The sequence below is a fragment of the Actinoallomurus liliacearum genome, from assembly GCF_039542035.1.
Lineage (GTDB): Bacteria > Actinomycetota > Actinomycetes > Streptosporangiales > Streptosporangiaceae > Actinoallomurus > Actinoallomurus liliacearum.
This window is the reverse complement of record NZ_BAABHJ010000040.1, coordinates 429669-446799: the sequence shown is the minus strand read 5'-3', so window position 1 is coordinate 446799 and position 17131 is coordinate 429669. Positions and strand designations below refer to the sequence as shown.

Here is a 17131-nt window from a genome sequence, read left to right as displayed (position 1 = left end):
GGTCAGGTGCCTTCCAGGGCCGGTAGGGCATCGTGCACGGAGAAGACCGTGTCGAGGCCCGTGACCTGGAGGATGCGGCGCACCGCCGGACGCGGCGACGCCAGCTCCAGTGTGCCGCCGTGTTCACGGAGTCGTTTCATGGCCGAGAGCAGGACGTTCATCCCAGTCGAGTCACAGAACTCGACCCCGCTCAGATCCACCACGACCCGGCCGGCTCCGTCGCGTACGAGCGAGGCCAGCTCGGCTTGCAATCTGGGTGCCGTATAGAGATCGACCTCGCCGTAGACGAATACGACGGCGTGTCCCCCCTGAGATGCGGTCGAGACCTTTAGCTCCACGAGCCGCACACTAGCGCCCTGGGAGCGGGTGAACCAGAGCCGAACGGGATTAGGTCCTGCACATTGCCGGGCTATGGGCGGCACTTTGCCAACAGGCCCGCGACTTCTGCACCTTATGCGGGAAATGTCCGTCAATTCTGGCCCTGGCGCGGCGACATGGAGATCTTCTCAATTATCGCCGTCGAAGTCCGCGAATCCATCCACCGGCGCGTCGCCATGCGAGAAGCTGGGATGGTGACACGACGCGCGATGACCGCCCACATGTCCGGCGATTTCGGACACCGCCGTGTCCGCGAACGTCTGGAGACGATCCGCACCAGATCCGAGAAGTCCAGTTCATGGCGTTCCATGACCCAGTACGTCTCCCGCCTGGTCAACCGCGAGGGATTCGTTCCGGTGAAGGCCAGACTCGCCCGCGAGGACATCGTCTTTCTCGCCGCCGCCCGCGACGACGTGATCACCTTTTGCGAGATGACCCTGCGCCTCATCGATCTGCACCAGCCGCGCGACGCGGGCGGGATCACCAGTGACATCGGCAATCCGATGTGCCGGTGCCGGGCGTGCATGTGGCGCTGGCCGTGCCCGACCTTCCGCGCCATTCAGGACGCCGTCGACCGGACTCCGGGGTCCTGACCGATTCCTGGCGGCGATTGTTCCGCTCCCGTTAACCGATGCTGCGGTCCGCGGGAATTCCGCGCACGAGGAATCGCGGTGCCGATCGAGCGCGATTTCCGGGAATCCCGGCCGCCGATGGAACCGGCCGTCCACGGACGCCCTGGGGACCGCCGACACCGGACAGGACGCCGGGACCCGACGGGGCCGCGGTTATCCACAGGGTGTGGGTTCCGTCGTCCACAGGATGCACAGCAGGGGGACAAGCGCGTTGACCAGGCAGGCACGGGCCCGCACGCGCACGCCGCCCGGCCGCGCCGCACCGTTGTCCACGAGTTGTCCACCGGTTGTGCACAGGGTGGCGGCGGACGGTGGACGAAGGCAGGGGGCCAGGGGAGATACGAGATCGTGACCGGGATCGGCCTGGTATGCCCCGTGACCACGACCTGAACGCGTACGCTCGCTTCCATGGGGCGGACGATTCTCACCATCATCGGGATCCTGCTGGCGATCTGGCTGTTCTTCACGGTCCTCGGAATGCTCGTCGCCGCATTGAAGTTCCTGATCTGGCTCGGCCTGCTGGCCGTCGCCGGCGCCATCATCGTCACGGTGATCAGCAAATTGTCGAAGAGCTGACAGCGGGTCTTGTGCCTCCGCACGGCGGGCGCGGATGATTCGCGCATGGACCTGACGGGCATCCTGCGGAACCGCGCGGCCGAGAAGCCGGACGCGACCGCCTTTCTCTACGGCGGCCTCCGCGTCACGTACGCGGAGTTCGACCGCCGGGTGGACCAGGTCGCGGCGGCCCTGCGGGTCTCCGGAGTACGGCCGGGCGACCGGGTCGCCGTGCTCGACAAGAACTCCCTGGCCTACGTCGAGCTGCTGTTCGGCGCGGCACGGATCGGCGCCGTGCAGGTCCCGATCAACTACCGGCTGGCCGCCGACGAGGTCGCCTACATCGTGGACGACGCGAAGGCGCCGGTGCTCGTCGTGGGGCAGGAGTTCCTGCCGGTGCTGGACGCCGTCGCGGATCGCCTCGAGCACACCGAACACCTGATCGTCGTCGGCGGCACCGGTCACCGCCACGTGGACTACGACGCGTGGACCGACCGGGACGCCAAGCGCGTGGACGAGCCCGGTCAGGTCTTCGTCCAGCCGTACTCCTCGGGCACCACGGGTCGCCCGAAAGGGGTCGTGCTGACGCACGAGAACTTCCTGACCGCGGTGCCGATGACCGAGGCGCTCTGGGACCTCCGCTCCGAAAGCGTGCTGATGGTCGCGATGCCGATGTACCACATCGCCGGCTGCATCCTCGCCGTCATCGCGGTGTACGACGGCATCCCCTGCGTGCTCGTCCGGGAGCCCGACCCGGTGGGGATCGCGCGGGGCATCGAGGCGCACCGGGTCACCCACATCTTCCTCGTACCGGTGATCATGCTGTTCATGCAGCAGATCCCGCAGGTGCGCGACGCGGACCTGACCAGCCTGCGCCTGCTGATCTACGGTGCCTCGCCGATCAGCGACGAGGTGCTGCACGGCGCGATGCGGATGCTGCCCGACTGCGAGTTCATGCAGGTGTACGGCCTGACGGAGACGACGGGGGCGATCACGCACCTGCCCCCGGCGGATCACGTTCCCGACGGCGGCCGGCTGCGCAGCGCCGGCGTCGCGAACCCCGGCACCGAGCTGAAGATCATCGACCCGGCGACCTCCGAGCCCGTGCCGGCCGGGCAGGTCGGCGAGATCGTCTGCCGGTCCGCCCAGAACATGTCGGGGTACTGGTCGCTCGACCAGGCCACCAGGGACGCCACGCTTCCCGGCGGCTGGCTGCGCACCGGTGACGCCGGCTACCTCGACGAGGACGGTTACCTCTACATCCACGACCGCGTGAAGGACATGATCATCTCGGGCGGGGAGAACATCTACCCCGCCGAGGTGGAGAACGTCCTGATGAGCCATCCGGCCGTGGCCGACTGCGCCGTCATCGGCGTGCCGGACGCCAAGTGGGGCGAGACGCCGAAGGCGATCGTCGTCCGCGAGGGCGAGGTCGGCGACCGCGAGCTGATCGACCACTGCCGGGCCAGGCTGGCCCACTTCAAGTGCCCGACCTCGGTGGAGTGGACGGACGCCATCCCGCGCAACCCGACCGGCAAGGTGCTCAAGCGCGATCTTCGCCGGCCGTACTGGGAGCACGAGAGCCGGTCCGTTCGTTGATACCGGGCGGGGAAGGGGGTCGTACGAAGCCGAGGGGAGTCGCCGCGCGATCCGCCGGACCGGTCGATGTAGGTACGGCACACCGAACCGCTTACAGGGGGAGATCTTGAACGCGTTCCCGCCAGGACCGCCACCGGGTCCGCCCGAGCCCCCGTCGGGGCCGTCGGACTCCACATCGTGGCCGCCGGCACCGCCGCCGCCGTCGGTACCGCCCCCGCCGCTCGGACTGCCCGGCCCGCCACCGCCGCTCGGACCGCCCGGGGCACCGCCGCCGATGCGGCCGACGCTTCCCCCCGACCAGCTCCGCGCCATCCTGCACAACGCGATCATGCGTCAGGCGGCCATGGGATGGCGCGTGCAGGCGCAGTCCGACACCCAGGCGGTGATGTCCAGCGGCGGCCAGGTCAACCACGTTGTACACCTGCTCATCACGATCTTCCTGTGCGGGCTGTGGCTGCCCGTCTGGATCATCCTCGCCCTCACCGGGAACGAGAAACGCCTCACGATCACGGTCGACCCGTACGGCGTCCTGCTCTACAACGGCCGTCCGGTGACCCCGCTCGGCCCGCCGATGCCCATTCCTCCCGGGCCGCCGCCCGGCAACGTCAACGCCCAGGCCGTCGCCGCCGCCAACCAGCGGCGCGACCTCCGGCGCAAGGCCCGGGACCAGGCCGCGGCCGATGTCGTCCTCGCCCGTGAGCTGCGGATCGGCCGCCCGGACCTGCCCCGCCAGTACGACGACGGCGGGCTGATCGACGTCAACCACGTGCCCGCGCAGGCGTTGACCCTGTTCTCCGGGGTGACGCCGGAGCTCGCCGAGCACATCGCGGCCGTCCGCGAGCACGTCGGCGGCTTCTCCTCCGCTGAGGAGCTCGCGGCAACGGCCGATCTGCACCCCGACCTCCTGCCGGAGATCGCGGAGTACGCCATCTTCCTGCCCTGACCGCCGATGTGACTCAGGTCACCGGAACTCGGTAGGCCGACCGGACAGTCCCGTGCCGTGGAGATCAGTATGCGTGCCCGGGTACGGGCCGGTGACCCGGATGCGTTCCGCCGGCTGTTCGACGAACATGTCCGCTCGGTCTACAACCACGGCTTCCGCCTGACGGGAAACTGGTCGACGGCGGAGGACGTCGTCTCCCTGACCTTCCTCGAGGCCTGGCGGTTGCGCGACCGGATCGACGTGGAGGGCGAGGACGGGTCACTGCGCTCGTGGCTGCTCGGCATCGCCACCAACGTTTCCCGGAACGTACGTCGTGCCGCTCGTCGGCACGACGGTGCGGTGGCGCGTCTCCCTCGGCAGGAAGCGGTGCCGGACTTCACCGAGGAGGTCACGGGCCGCATCGATGACCGGGAACGGCTCGCCCTCGTCCGGACGGCGCTGGCCGCACTGCGTAAACCCGAGCGGGAGGTGCTGGCCCTCTGTGTGTGGTCCGGCCTCGACTACGGCGAGGCGGCAGAGGCGCTGGGCATTCCGATCGGCACGGTGCGGTCCCGCCTGTCGAGGGCCCGCAAGAAGCTGCACAGACTCGTCGACGCCGGGCGGCTTCGACCGCCCGAAGAAGATCGGGAACCGCAGCCCCGCCATGGACAGGAAGCAGGTGACCGCAAGATCGCGGTCCGGTCCGCTCAGGAGAACACCCGATGAACACCACCCCGACTCAGCCCGGCCGCGACGATCGCGAGGAACTGGCCCGGTTGCTCCCGCCACCGGCGGAACGGGATCTACCGAGCGGCCGCCACCGAGAAGTCCAGGAGTTCGTGATGGCACAGATCCGCGAAGAACTTCAGTCCACCGGACCGGCCCCGCGCCGTACGCACGCGCGTCGCCCCGTCGTCATCGGCGCGGCGTTGACGGCCGTGGCGGGGGCCACCGCCGTCGCCGTGGTCATCGGCACCACCGGGGGCGGCGGGGGGTCGGTGGGAGGAGGCTCCTCACATGCCCCCAGCTCGCCCACCCACTCGACGGCGTCCCTGTCCGGCCGCCAGGTGCTGCTGGCGGCGGCGAGCACCGCGGAGCGCGCGCCGGCGGGCTCCGGCACGTACTGGCACGTCAAGATCGAGTACACCAAGTCCTCCGGCGGCACCACGGGCGCGTCGGCGATCGAGACGTGGACCCGGCGCGACGGCCGGTCATGGGCCAAGACCGGTTCGCCCACCAGCCCGGTCAAGGAGAACGGGGGCAAGAACGGCTACTGGAACGACGGTTTCACCGTAGGCGACACCCAACTGAGCTTCCAGCAGATCCAGCGGCTGCCCGCCGACCCGTCTGCGCTGAAGAAGTGGATCACCCACCACAGCAGCCTGATGAGGGACGTCGGCAAGGGCCATGGCTCCGTGTCCGCGGACCAGGTCGTCAGTGGCGCGCTGATCGGACTGCTCGAGATGACTCCGGCTCCGCCGGCGGTCCGCGCTGCGGCGTTCCGCGCGCTGGCCTCGCTCCCGGAGGTCAGGAACCTCGGTCGGGTCGACGGCGGGCAGGGCCTGCTGATCACCCAGTCCGACGGCACGAGCAGGCTCGTCCTCGATCCGGCCACCTCGCGGATCCGGAGCTCCAGCTTCGCCGGCAAGGGGAAGACCGCGAGCGGCACGGAGAGGGTCGACGCCGCCGAGTGGACCGACGTGGCGCCCCGATAGACCGTCCGCCGGCGGGCGGAACCTGAGACGTGCGGGACCGGCGGTCCCGCACCTTCAGGCCGGCGTTCCCGCAGCGGTCTCCCACGGGACCGGGCGGAGGAAGCGCGTTCCGAGCAGTCTGGTGTGGTTCCACTGGTCGTCGTCCGGCGCGTCGAGGCCGTCGAGGACCAGCCGCGCGGGCGGGAACGGCCGCCCCTCACGAAGCTGTGCCAGGTCGGCCAGGCGGGCCCGGTCGGCTGCGAGGTCGCCGGGCCGGTCGAGGCTGCCCAGCGCGGTACGCAGGTCCCGGTAGAACTGCTCCTCGTCGATCAGCACCGCGATCTCGTAGAGCTCGATCGTCACGGATCGGCCCGGCATGGACGCCAGGCCCTCCCGCAGCAGCGCGGCGTAGTCGTCCAGCGGCCCGGTGCCGTCGAAGATCCGGTTCAGCACCGGGATGGCCGCGTCGAGCTGGGCGAGCGCGCGTTCTTTCGGCGCGAGCGGCGCGGTGGCCTCGATCGGCCCGTCCTCCTCGTCGTCCTCGTCCTCCGACGGGAACGTCGCGGTCACCAGGTCCGCCGGCCGGAACATCGCCAGCCACAGCAACGGCACACAGAAGACGTCCTCGGCGAGCACCTGATGCTCGAGGCCGGGGATACCGCCCTGCCACCCCGGGTTGATCCCGTTGTAGTCGCCGACGAGCAGATAGGACCGGTTCGCCATGGTCGCTGACCTTAACGCCCACGCGGACGCGGGCAGCGGCAGTTGTGGCAACTGTCCCGTTGTGGGGTCTTTGGTCTGTTCAAGACGATCTGAAGAGGTCAGGGGCCTAATATCCGGGTTAAGCTCCACCTGTGACTCATGTGCATCGCGTCGACAGCGAGGTCGGTCGTCTGCGCACGGTCCTTCTTCACCGGCCGGGCCCAGAGCTCAAGCGACTCACACCGCGCAACAACGATCAACTGCTCTTCGACGGCATCCCCTGGGTCGGACGCGCCCAGCAGGAGCACGACGCCTTCGCCCAGGCGCTGCGCGACCACGGCGTCGAGGTCCTCTACCTGACCGAGCTCCTGCAGGACACGCTCGAGTACCAGGACGCGCGCAGCGAGGCCATCGCCGACGTCCTGCGCGACCAGCGGCTCGGCGACCACCTCCGCGTCATCCTGGAGAGCCACCTCGCCGACCTGACCACCGAGGACCTCACCCAGGTGCTCGTCGCCGGCCTCGCCCACGAGGAGCTGAAGACCGGCCGCGGCCTGGTCTACCGGCTGATGGACCGGCACGACTTCGTCATCGACCCGCTGCCGAACCTCCTGTTCACCCGGGACTCCAGCGTGTGGGTCGGGGACGAGGTCGCCGTCACGAGCCTCGCGATGGACGCGCGCCGCCGCGAGACCGCCCTCACCCGCGTGATCTACCGCCACCACCCGCGGTTCGAGGGCACGACGCACCTGTACGACCCGGACCTGGAGCACATCGAGGGTGGCGACGTCCTCCTGCTGGCCCCCGGCGTCCTGGCCATCGGCACCGGCGAGCGTACGACCCCGGCGGGCGTGGAGCGGATCGCCCGCCGCGCGTTCGACGCGGGCCTGGCGCACACGGTCCTCGCGGTGCCGATCGCGCAGGAACGCGCGACGATGCACCTCGACACCATCTGCACGATGGTCGACGTCGACAAGGTCGTGATGTACCCCGCCGTCGCCTACTCCCTCGTCGCCTACACGGTGACCAAGGACAACGGCGACCTGCGCGTCTCGCGGGCGCGGCCGTTCCTGGAGGCCGCCGCCGACGCGATGCGCATCGACCGGCTCCGGGTCATCGACACCGGTCTCGACCCGGTGACCGCCGAACGCGAGCAGTGGGACGACGGCAACAACACCCTGGCCATCGGCCCGCGCCTGGCGGTCGCGTACGAGCGCAACGTCGAGACCAACGCCCGCCTGGAGGCGGCGGGCATCGAGGTCATCCGGATCCAGGGCAGCGAGCTGGGCAGCGGCCGCGGCGGCCCGCGCTGCATGTCCTGCCCCATCCTCCGCGACCCGGTGTAGCCGGACCTCGCCTCCTGACGAGCACCCGGCGCCCCTCGGCGCCGGGTGCTGTTTTTCGTGCGCGCTCCAACTGCCGTTCGTACAGCGCCCGGGAACGGCGCAGGAAGCCGGCCAGGAGCTCGAGCTCGGCGTCGCCGTACTCGCAGCGCAGGACCGAGCCTGAGAACCCACTCCCGCAGGCCGCGAGCTCCGCGACAGCGCGGTCATGTGACGTACGTCACCGTTCGCCATGTCACTCAGCGGCCGAGAGCCCCGTCTCGTGCATTGCACGGTCCCCGCCGCACCACATGGTGGCCCCAAAAAGGGGCGTGGCGGGGGGACCGACGAAGGACGTCGGTCACGAACAAAGGAGACAGCAATGCAGACAGCAACGGGCGCCCTGGACCCTGGCGCCCGCGGGAACGGCGCGTTCGACTGGGGCCGGTTCAACGCGCGCGTCTACTGGGGCGACAACTTCTCGTCGCTGCGGGGCGACGACCGGGAGATGCTCGAACGGGGCGTGCGGTGGTTCGACGCGTCGACCGGCGGTCAACTCCTCCACGGGGTCGACGGCGGGGCGGGGGCCAGTGTCGGCCTCGCTCTCGCACAACTGCCCTTCTGCCGGCGCCTCACGCTGCTCGACTTCTCGCCGGACGTCGTGGACTACCTCCGCGCGCAGGTGCGGCGACTCGGCGAGGAGTGGGAGCCGTTCTGGGAGGTCGTCCGACCGATCGTCGAGCACCGCATCGGCGACCGGGATTTCGCGTGGGCGAGGACCCGGCTCAACAAGATCGCCAAGGTGCGGCACGGATCGATCCTCACCGACCTGCCCGCCGGGCACTTCGATCTGGGGACGATGGGCTTCGTCGCCGAATCGATCTCCGAGCAGCACTCGGAGTTCGACAAGGCCAACGAGATGTTCCTCCGGGCGCTGAAGCCGGGAGCGCCGTTCTTCGCGGAGTACATGGAGAACTCCCAGGGGTACGTCGTGGACGGCATCCGGTGGCCCGCCACGTCGGTCGGCGTGGATGACGTCCGCGCCGCCCTGACCGAACGCGCCACCAAGCTGCGGGTGGACCGCCTCGACCCCGACCCCAAGCCGCTTCGCCCCGGCTACACCGGATACGTGGTCGCGACGGGCATCCGCGACCACGGCCCCCGGCCGGCCGCCGCCTGCACCGTGCGGAACGCGGCGTCCAGCCGCGTTCCGCACCGCAGATGACATCCGCATGAGCGATCAGCCGCTCCTCCACGCAGTGGAGGAGCGGTCCGCTCTGCCGACGTTCGCACTCTGGACCCGCCGGGGTGGCGGGCTCAGGCGGACTGGTCGAAGGCGATTCGCAACGGCTGCATCAGGGGGACGGCATGGCCGTTGTCGGATTGCTGGGCGGCGCGGAGCTCGGCCCAGACGGTGGTGCTGTCGGACTCATGGGAGACCCCCCACCCGTCCGAGAGCGCCTCGACGATGCTGAGGCCGCGGCCGCCGAGTGAGGAGAGGGCGGCGCGGGTGCGACGCGGCTCGGTCATCGAGCCACCGTCGCTGACGGCCAGTTGGATGAGGTCGCCCTCGTATGCCCAGGACACGCGGATGTCACCGGACGGCAGAGGACGTGCGTGCCGCAGCGCGTTGCTGATCAACTCGCTGATGATGACGGCTGCGTCATCCGCGACCTCCTCGTACACACCGGACGCGCGGAGTTCGGAACACAGGCGCTTTCGCACGTCCGAGACGCTGGACGGCGCATGTGGCAGGAACACGACGCTCGACACCCTCACCTCCCCGGGCAGTTGCCCCGGATACTCCCCGTAACTTGGTCACCCCGGTAACGACCGAAATGCCCACTTAAAAATCCCGGAAACCGCGCCACAGGAATCTGTTACCAACACCACGTGTAACTGTGACCTCGAACACGTGGCGAAGGTCTCACCCTGCTGAGCGGTATGCCCAAGTATGACCGGTTACGCATTGTAACGATCGTAGGGGAGGGTGAAGCGCATGCTGGTGCCCTCCAGCCCGTCCGCGCGCGGATGCGCGGAGACATCGCCCTGCTGGGCGCGGGCGAGCCGGCGCACGATGTAGAGGCCGAGTCCGAGCCCCCCGAACCGGCGGCGGTCCCCCGCCTCCCCCTGCACGAAGCGCTCGAAGACCCGCTCCCGGTCGTTCGCCCTGATCCCGATCCCGTCGTCCTCCACCGTCACCGCGATCACGTCGCCCTCGACGCCGGCGCGTACGGTGATGACGCCGCCGTCCGGGGAGTACTTGACGGCGTTCTCCAGGAGCTGGCCGACGATGATGTCCGTGGCCATCGAGTCGCCCAGGGCCGACGGCAGGTCGTCGGCGACCTCCAGCTCCACGGTGTGGCGCTCGGACACGCCACGGAAGCCGTACGCCGCGCCGCGCAGCAGCCCGGCCAGGTCGAACGGCTCGCTCGTGACGGTGAGCCCGTTCGGGACCGCACGGGAGTACAGCAGGTTGTCGACCAGGCGGCCGAGGGCGTCCGCGCGGTCGGCGATCGTCGCGACCGCCCGCCGCCGGTCCGCCTCCTCGAGCTTCTCCCAGCGGTCGACCAGCGTCTTGGCGAACCCCTGCACGACCGTGATCGGCGTCCGCAGCTCATGGCTGGTCATGGACAGGAAGAGGTCCTTGGCCGCCTCGAGGGACTTGGCCTCGGTGACGTCGCGGAAGTCCACGACGACCTCGGCGTGGCTCTCGATCTCGGTGTGCAGGACGTTGAGCCAGATGCCGGACTCCAGCTGGATGGTCGGCTCGCCGTCCAGATCGGGCAGCGGGAACGGCAGCGGCCGGCCGATGACGTCCCCGGCGGTCAGGCCGGTGAGCCGCTCCGCCGCGGGGTTCCACCGTTTGACGACGCCGTCGCGGTCCAGCACCGCGATGCCGTCCGCGCTCGCCTCGATCACCGCCTGCTCGTGCCGGCGCTGCCGGACCGCCTCGTCGTAGTGCAGGGCGTTGCCGATCACCACGCCCGCGTGCCCGGCGAACAGCTCGAGCAGCTCGAGCTCGATGTGGCCCGCCCGCCGCCCGGAGAACAGGGCGTACAGCGCGCCGTACGGGCTGCCCCGGACGGTGGAGATGCCGACGGCGATCGTGTGCAGGCCCTCCAGCTCCGACCAGATCAGGTCGCCGAGGGCGCGTGTGTCGGAGGTGGCCAGCATGACCGTGCGCCCGGAGCGGAGCAGCTCGCCGACGAGGCTGGCGCGCAGGTCGGCGGTCGAGTCGCGCAGGTTACGCGGCAGCCCGGTCATGCTGACGAGCTTCAGCGTGTTGGTCTGCTGCTCGATGACGACGAAACCGGCGGCGTCCGCGCCGGTCAGCTCGATGAGGCCCGAGGTGACCCGGTCCAGCACCGCCGACAGCGCCGGCTCGGTGTTGAGGTCGGCGACCACGTCGTTGAGCCGCCGGACGAGCCGGATGCGCTCGGCGGTCTGGTGCTGGACGGCCTCGTCCTCCCGCACCGGCCGGTAGAGGCCGACCCAGCCGAGCAACCCGCCGTCCTCGTCTCGCATGGCGCTGACGACCGCCCGGACGTCGAGCAGCCGGCCGTCGCGGTGCAGCCGCCTGGTGAGGAACGAGATGTGGCCGCCCTCGCGGACGCGTTCGAGGACGGCGCGGTGCTCCGCGGTGTGCTCCTCAGGGATGATGCGCAGCCGCCGGCCCAGGACGTCGGCCGCGGCCCAGCCGAACACCCGCTCGGCGGCAGGGTTCCACAGCCGGACGGTCAGGTCGGCGTCCACCGCGATCATCGCGTCGGCGGAAGAGGCCACCGCCGCGCGCATCATCGCATCCGAGGCGCCCACGGAGCCCATAGTGCCACTCGCGCGGGACACCTACGCGAAGGTCAGCACCAATCCGCACTTACGGCATCGTTTCTGGTTGGGGGCCGTCTGCACCCAGTCGTGCTCACACTGCGCCATGGTGATCGCCTCCCCGCGCTCCGTACACCCATGATGACCGGCGTACCTCCGTCGCGACGGGTTATTCACGCACTCACCCTCCCCACGACCCGCCCGATGCGACGGCGCCAAGCCGCCGGCGGCGTTCCGGCCGGTCACTGCGCTTTGTCCCGTCAACACCGATGGCAAGGCTCTGTGCCGCCGACATGAGGAGGACACCGGCGGTCGGGACGGCGCGGTCACCGTGTCGATTTGTCGCTAGGCGCGCGCCGTGTCGGGGCGGGCGGCCGGCCGTCGGCGGCGGAAGGCGCCGAGGAGGGCGGTGACGGCTGCGGCGACGGCGAAGGACAGGAGCGAGGCGCTCATCCAGTCCGCCGGGGTGAAGTGCAGCGCGCTCTGCGCGTGTGTCCACAGCCGGGACCACCAGCCGACCTGGCCGGGGTTGATGAGCTGGTACGCCGCGATGCCCGCCGCCCAGGCGACGATCATCCCCCAGCGGGCGGGCGCCCGGTCGGAGACGTCCCAGCCGCGCCGCCCGGTGAAGCAGAAGAAGTCCACGGCCAGCACGCCGAGCATGGGCACGAACACCGACCCGATCAGCGTCAGGAAGCCGGAGTAGTTGTCCATGTTCAGCGCGAGCGCGAGCACCGTCGTCAGGGCGCCCAGCACCACGGTGAGGACCCGTCGGTCCGCGCGGGTCACGAGGTTCTGGATCGAGACCGCGGTCGAGTAGACGTTCGCGAACGACTGGTCGACCTCGCGCAGGACGAAGACCGCGAAGAACAGCGTGCCGAGGGCCACGTGCTGGAACGGGCCGAACACCTTCGAGGAGTCGCCGGCGACGAGCGCGAGCGCCAGCAGCCCGAGGACGTACGCGACGACCTGCGTCAGGCCGTACGCCACGCTCGCGGCGCCGAAAGCGGCCCGCTCGGAGCGCGAGTGCCGCGTGTAGTCGGCCGCCATCGGCACCCAGGAGATGGAGACGGCCAGCGCGGCGTCCGCGCCGATCCAGAAGTGACTCCACGAGCCGTGGGTGAGGTTCGGCAGCGGCTGCCGGGCGAGCTGGACGTAGAAGTAGCCGAGGGCGAGGACGACCGCGACGGTGACGTACCGGCGCAGCACCCGCACGGAGCCGAGCGGCCAGAGCGTCAGCACGGTCGTGATGGCGCCCGCCACGACCACGTACGCCCAGCGCGGGCCGCCGCCGGCGAGTTCCTTGGCCGCGCCCGCGATCGTGACCAGCTCGAACGTCCCCCAGCCGACCATCTGCAGGATGTTCAGCACGGTGGGGACGTACGACAGGCGGGTGCCGAACAGGCCGCGCAGCAGCATCATCGCGGGAACGCCGGCGCGGGTGCCGGGCACGGCCGCCAGCCCGAGCATGATCCCGCCGATCCCGGTGCCGACGACCATGGCGAGGATCCCGGCGATGATGGGGAGCCGGGGCGTGCCCTGGGCGTCCGGGGCGAGCACCGTGTACGCCCCGGAGAAGGCGAGAAGGCTCACGCCCAGGTTCGCCCAGAACGCGCTCTGGTCCCAGAAGCTGAGGACCTTCGGTGCGGGTTGGTCGAGGGTGTACGGGGCCTCGTTGTCAGACGATCGCTCTTCGACGGCGGCGCTCAAGGCACACTCCCTACGCCGGCATTACCCGGTCAGGTTCGAGCGGTCGGCGGCACCTGTGAAGCCGCCCTCTCAGCCCGGTCGTGGTCCGAGCTCCCGCGGGTCTTAACTTTTCCGCCGTAAATGTACCTCGTCAGGCGACGTATGGCTCTCCGCCCGATTCGCTGACCATCGGACGGCCCGCCGCCTCCCAGGCGTGCATGCCGCCCTGGACGTTCGCCGTCTTCCAGCCGGCGTTGTTGAACGCGGCGACCACCGACGCCGAGCGTGCCCCCGACCGGCAGATGACGAAGATGTCCTCACCGGTGGGCACCTCGGAGGCGCGGGCGCCGAGCTGGCTCAGCGGGATGTGCACCGCTCGGGGCGCGTGGCCGGCCTTCCACTCGTCCAGTTCGCGCACGTCCAGCAGGAACGCGTCGTCCGGGACCTTGGCGACCTCCACGGCGGGAATCTGTTCCCTGAAAGAGTTCACATATCAAAGGAACCACGAGCCATCGCCCGGAGTCGAATCGTCATGAGGCAATCTCCATCCAGACTGCGACCAGCGACCCTCGCCATCCCCGGCATCGTCGTCGCCGCCCTCGCGCTGGGCGGTTGCAAGAACGGGGACGGTTCCGCGACGGCCGCGCCGAGCAAGGGCTCCGAGACCCCCACCGCGTCGGCGGTGCCCGGCACCCCGGCGCCGACGGCCTCCCCGACGGCGCCCGCACCGACCGGGTCTGCGGCCGGGACCCGGCTGACCGTGACCGTACGCGCGTCGGAGACGTCGGCGCCGAAGACCTGGACGCTCACCTGCGATCCCGTGGGCGGGACCCTGCCCAAGGCCGACCAGGCGTGCGCGGCGCTGGCCGCGGCGGCCGCGAAGGGGCAGGACCCGTTCGCGCCGACGCCGAAGGGCCAGATGTGCACCCAGATCTACGGCGGCCCGCAGACCGCCACGGTCACCGGAACCTGGAACGGCAAGAAGGTCGACGCGACGTTCAACCGGAAGAACGGCTGCGAGATCAAACGGTGGGGCAACCTCGTCGCGCTGTTCGGCCCGGTGCCGTCCGCGCGCTGAGCGGCACGGGACCACCGCCTGTACGGGCGACCGGGAACCGCGACGGCTCCTGACCGAAGATGGGCCCCGCGCACGCGCGGGGCCCATCGCTGTTCGGCCTCAGCCTTTCGAGCTTCAGGCCTGCTACAGCAGAGGCTCGCCGGCTTCCGCCAGCCACAGAACCTCCGCGGCCCGCCTCTGGCGCTCCGCCTCCGCCCGGATGGATTCCAGGGTGGAAACCGCATCCTGACGGAGCTTCGCGGCCACGCCCCGGTCCCGACCCCAAACGATCTTGAACGAGGGGTCGGAGGAGTACCACCGGTAGTCGTACGGAGCAACCGTTCCGTAGGCCCGCAGCGGCTCCCCCGTCTCGGCGTCAGCACCATAGGCGCAGACGACGATCTCCGGGATGGCGTCGGCACTCGTGTCCGGCAGCGCGATCTCGGGCCTTTCGGTCCACGATCGCCACTGACGGTTGTTTCGGCCCACCCGACGCAGTTCTGCCGCGTCGGGGTGTTCCGGGTCGAGCTTCCGGAACTCCTTGACGAACCGGCCGTTGAACCAGAGCTCCGAGGTGGAGACCACCTCGTCCCGCTCCTCTTCGTAGACCGGGTTCAGTCCTTCCCGCAGCTCCGCCAGGTGCGGAGCCACGTCGATCAGCCACTCCGGATCGACCGGAGAGGCCATGCGGACGAGCGGCAGGACCCTCGTGCCACCACGGCGGCACTTGATCTCCAGATCCCACGGCAGGGCGACCAGCCATTGCGCGTCGCGCACGACCGACTCGCGAGCGAGCTCCCGGCCGATTCCGTCGCCGTTCCGGTAGACCCCGAACTCTCGCTCGTACAGATGATCCACCATCCCGGCGCACACTGCCCGGAGGATGTTCTCCCGCCGCCCGTTCGAACCGAACTTGACCTTGCCCTTGAGGGCACCGGCCAAGCGCCGACGCTTCTCCTTGGCCTCGTAGAAGGCCTTGACGAAGACGCCCGCCGCGGACATCTCCCTGCGAGACATCCTCCCGGCGGCGCGGTACACCGCCAGCTGGGCCATGACATCGGACGTCTCGCCCTGCGCCAGCAGACGCCAGCAGGAACACGACTGCCGCCCGAGCTGTCGGCATCGGTCACACACGCGAGCAGTGATCTCTCCCTGCTCGAGGATGGCCGCGACCGTGATCAGGTCATCGGTGACGCCCAGCCGGTCTGCCTCCACGATCATCCGTGCGTACTGCACGGAGACGGGAAGCTTCGCGACGAGGCGGCCGATTCGCGTCACCTTGCCGGCGGCGTCCATGCAGCCCAGCGCGCGAAGCGCGCGCTTGGCGTCACGGATCGCACCGGGCTCCGGCTGGTGGAAGAACCGCAGCTCCTCCATGTCGAACCCCGCGGCGGCCAGCCGTAGGGCCAGGGTTTCGAGCCGGCAGCGAAGAAGCTCCGGCTTCGGGAACTCCGGCCTTCCGGCGTGCGTGCACCAGTCGATGTACACACCCGGCTTGGTCCGGCCGGCACGGCCCTTACGTTGCGCGCGGTCGGCGAGGCTGACGGGTTCCAGGTACAGGCCCTCGACCCCGTCCACCAGCTCGACCCGCCGTTCCATGCCGGAGTCGACCACGGCGTCGATGTCCGGGATCGTGACGCTGGTCTGCGCCACGTTGGTGGCAACGACGCACTTCGGCCGACGCGACGGCCTGAAGGCCGCCGCCTGCTCCTGCGGGGTCAGCGTCCCGTGCAGGGGCAGGATCTCGGCGTCGAGGTCCGGCGTCGACCGCAGCCGCTCCACGATCTTCGAGATCTCCGCCTTCCCAGGCTGGAAGACCAGTACGTTGCGACCCTCCCTGAGGAGGGACACGACGTCCTCCTCCAGGGTGGCACCGCTCGCCGGCCGCTCCTCCACGGGGAAGGTGCGTCCCGGCACCGTGATGATCGGCGCCCCACCGAAGTAGGCCGCCAGCTCCCGTGCCTGGAGCGTGGCGCTCATCAGCACCAGCTTGAAGCCGGCGCCATTCTCCAACTGGAGCTTGCACCACGCGACCAACGTCTCGACGTTGGAGTTCCACTCGTGGACCTCATCGATGACGAGCACGGACGCTTGACCGCTCCCCATGAGCTTGCGCACCAGCGCCAGCCCATCGGTGGCGAAGAGGCAGCGAGTCGCCTCGCTGACCCTCTTCTCACGGGCGGTCTCGAATCCGACGGTGCCCCCGAGGGAGGCACCGGTCTCCTCGGCCACCCGCTCGGCGAGCGTCTTGGCGGCCAGAACACGCGGCTGCGTCACGACGATGTCGTAACCCTCCTCAAGCAGGTACTGGGGCACCTGGGTGCTCTTCCCAGCACCCGTCTCGGCAGTGACGATGACGACTGGACTGTCGGCCACCGCTGCCACGATCTGGCTGCGGAAGGCGGCGATCGGCAGGTTGCTGCCCATTTTTATTGTCCTCAGGCGGGTGGCTTTAGCAGCCCATCGGTTGCCCGATGCTCCTACCCGCTTGGCGCGCCTTTCTTAAGGGCACGTCTTCCACATGGCTTATGTGTTCGCCAATGCGGCATTGCAGGGCAGGAAACCCCTGATTCAAGTTTCTCTTCGTTGTTTCTCCCTTACGGGGTTATTCGGTTGCACGCATGGCGCAGCCTCGAACCCGCGATCAGGAAGACACTAGAGATCGTCCGACGGCACCAGGTGGCGGCAACTTTATGGAGGTGCCAAGAACGAGTGCCGCCGTCGGAGTGCCAGGCGTTCGTCCCCGCCATTCC

16 protein-coding genes and 1 riboswitch are annotated in these 17131 nt (G+C 69.8%); of the genes, 9 read left to right on the top strand and 7 right to left on the bottom strand.

Translation table 11 applies throughout. The features are described from left to right. Nucleotides 1–2 precede the first annotated feature (2 nt). On the bottom strand, nucleotides 3–338 hold the full coding sequence (locus ABD978_RS40705; protein ID WP_345367426.1) for an STAS domain-containing protein: 336 nt from the start codon (nucleotides 336–338) through the stop codon (nucleotides 3–5). A 156-nt stretch (nucleotides 339–494) separates the two neighbouring features. Between ABD978_RS40705 and ABD978_RS40700 the strand changes: the two genes are divergently transcribed. From ABD978_RS40700 to ABD978_RS40675, 6 genes are all read left to right on the top strand, one after another. Further along, a complete protein-coding gene (locus ABD978_RS40700) occupies nucleotides 495–971 on the top strand; it encodes a hypothetical protein (protein ID WP_345366532.1) in 477 nt (158 codons plus the stop codon). 447 nt (nucleotides 972–1418) lie between these two features. Beyond that, nucleotides 1419–1586 carry a hypothetical protein gene (locus tag ABD978_RS40695; protein WP_345366530.1) on the top strand — a complete coding sequence of 56 codons (168 nt, stop codon included), beginning with the start codon at nucleotides 1419–1421 and terminating at the stop codon, nucleotides 1584–1586. A gap of 45 nt (nucleotides 1587–1631) precedes the next feature. Continuing rightward, nucleotides 1632–3164: a long-chain-fatty-acid--CoA ligase gene (locus ABD978_RS40690; RefSeq protein WP_345366528.1), complete on the top strand. Its 1533-nt coding sequence runs from the start codon at nucleotides 1632–1634 to the stop codon at nucleotides 3162–3164. Between the two features lie 274 nt (nucleotides 3165–3438). Further along, nucleotides 3439–4107 carry a ComEA family DNA-binding protein gene (locus ABD978_RS40685; RefSeq protein WP_345366526.1) on the top strand — a complete coding sequence of 223 codons (669 nt, stop codon included), beginning with the start codon at nucleotides 3439–3441 and terminating at the stop codon, nucleotides 4105–4107. A gap of 57 nt (nucleotides 4108–4164) precedes the next feature. Further along, a complete protein-coding gene (locus ABD978_RS40680; RefSeq protein ID WP_345366524.1) occupies nucleotides 4165–4812 on the top strand; it encodes an RNA polymerase sigma factor in 648 nt (215 codons plus the stop codon). Next, complete coding sequence (locus ABD978_RS40675) at nucleotides 4809–5801, top strand: CU044_5270 family protein (RefSeq protein ID WP_345366521.1); 993 nt, start codon at nucleotides 4809–4811, stop codon at nucleotides 5799–5801. Before ABD978_RS40680 ends, ABD978_RS40675 begins: the two co-directional genes overlap by 4 nt. A 54-nt stretch (nucleotides 5802–5855) precedes the next feature. Here ABD978_RS40675 and ABD978_RS40670 read toward each other — a convergent pair whose 3' ends face one another. After that, nucleotides 5856–6503, bottom strand: coding sequence for a hypothetical protein (locus ABD978_RS40670; RefSeq protein ID WP_345366519.1), 648 nt, complete (start codon nucleotides 6501–6503; stop codon nucleotides 5856–5858). Between the two features lie 131 nt (nucleotides 6504–6634). Between ABD978_RS40670 and ABD978_RS40665 the strand changes: the two genes are divergently transcribed. After that, complete coding sequence (locus tag ABD978_RS40665; RefSeq protein ID WP_345366517.1) at nucleotides 6635–7828, top strand: arginine deiminase; 1194 nt, start codon at nucleotides 6635–6637, stop codon at nucleotides 7826–7828. 358 nt (nucleotides 7829–8186) lie between these two features. After that, the gene (locus ABD978_RS40660; RefSeq protein WP_345366515.1) at nucleotides 8187–9029 is read left to right on the top strand and encodes a hypothetical protein; all 843 of its coding nucleotides are present in this window, start codon (nucleotides 8187–8189) and stop codon (nucleotides 9027–9029) included. Between the two features lie 92 nt (nucleotides 9030–9121). Here the strand turns inward: ABD978_RS40660 and ABD978_RS40655 are convergent, their stop codons facing one another. The 4 genes from ABD978_RS40655 to ABD978_RS40640 all read right to left on the bottom strand — a co-directional run bounded on the left by ABD978_RS40655 (nucleotide 9122) and on the right by ABD978_RS40640 (nucleotide 13811). Further along, entirely contained in the window at nucleotides 9122–9565 is a 444-nt protein-coding gene (locus tag ABD978_RS40655) for an ATP-binding protein (RefSeq protein WP_345366513.1), read from the bottom strand. Between the two features lie 201 nt (nucleotides 9566–9766). After that, the gene (locus ABD978_RS40650; protein WP_345366510.1) at nucleotides 9767–11632 is read right to left on the bottom strand and encodes a sensor histidine kinase; all 1866 of its coding nucleotides are present in this window, start codon (nucleotides 11630–11632) and stop codon (nucleotides 9767–9769) included. Nucleotides 11633–11977: 345 nt separating this feature from the next. Next, nucleotides 11978–13342: a purine-cytosine permease family protein gene (locus tag ABD978_RS40645; RefSeq protein WP_345366508.1), complete on the bottom strand. Its 1365-nt coding sequence runs from the start codon at nucleotides 13340–13342 to the stop codon at nucleotides 11978–11980. Continuing rightward, nucleotides 13333–13449, bottom strand: a riboswitch (TPP riboswitch). It overlaps the preceding gene by 10 nt. 23 nt (nucleotides 13450–13472) lie before the next feature. After that, complete coding sequence (locus ABD978_RS40640) at nucleotides 13473–13811, bottom strand: rhodanese-like domain-containing protein (protein ID WP_345366506.1); 339 nt, start codon at nucleotides 13809–13811, stop codon at nucleotides 13473–13475. Between the two features lie 42 nt (nucleotides 13812–13853). On the opposite strand from ABD978_RS40640, the gene ABD978_RS40635 reads away from it, so the two are divergent. Further along, nucleotides 13854–14399 (top strand): SSI family serine proteinase inhibitor, encoded by a 546-nt coding sequence (locus tag ABD978_RS40635; RefSeq protein WP_345366504.1) that lies wholly within the window; start codon nucleotides 13854–13856, stop codon nucleotides 14397–14399. Nucleotides 14400–14522: 123 nt separating this feature from the next. Here the strand turns inward: ABD978_RS40635 and ABD978_RS40630 are convergent, their stop codons facing one another. Further along, nucleotides 14523–16805 (bottom strand): helicase-related protein, encoded by a 2283-nt coding sequence (locus ABD978_RS40630; protein ID WP_345366502.1) that lies wholly within the window; start codon nucleotides 16803–16805, stop codon nucleotides 14523–14525. Nucleotides 16806–17131: the final 326 nt, after the last annotated feature.

Coding starts and splice junctions, on each gene's coding strand:
- ABD978_RS40700 (WP_345366532.1), top strand. CDS start 495: ATGGAGATCTTCTCAATTATCGCCGTCGAAGTCCGCGAATCCATCCAC.
- ABD978_RS40670 (WP_345366519.1), bottom strand. CDS start 6,503: ATGGCGAACCGGTCCTATCTGCTCGTCGGCGACTACAACGGGATCAAC.
- ABD978_RS40650 (WP_345366510.1), bottom strand. CDS start 11,632: ATGGGCTCCGTGGGCGCCTCGGATGCGATGATGCGCGCGGCGGTGGCC.
- ABD978_RS40660 (WP_345366515.1), top strand. CDS start 8,187: ATGCAGACAGCAACGGGCGCCCTGGACCCTGGCGCCCGCGGGAACGGC.
- ABD978_RS40695 (WP_345366530.1), top strand. CDS start 1,419: ATGGGGCGGACGATTCTCACCATCATCGGGATCCTGCTGGCGATCTGG.
- ABD978_RS40635 (WP_345366504.1), top strand. CDS start 13,854: ATGAGGCAATCTCCATCCAGACTGCGACCAGCGACCCTCGCCATCCCC.
- ABD978_RS40690 (WP_345366528.1), top strand. CDS start 1,632: ATGGACCTGACGGGCATCCTGCGGAACCGCGCGGCCGAGAAGCCGGAC.
- ABD978_RS40685 (WP_345366526.1), top strand. CDS start 3,439: ATGCGGCCGACGCTTCCCCCCGACCAGCTCCGCGCCATCCTGCACAAC.
- ABD978_RS40630 (WP_345366502.1), bottom strand. CDS start 16,805: ATGGGCAGCAACCTGCCGATCGCCGCCTTCCGCAGCCAGATCGTGGCA.
- ABD978_RS40675 (WP_345366521.1), top strand. CDS start 4,809: ATGAACACCACCCCGACTCAGCCCGGCCGCGACGATCGCGAGGAACTG.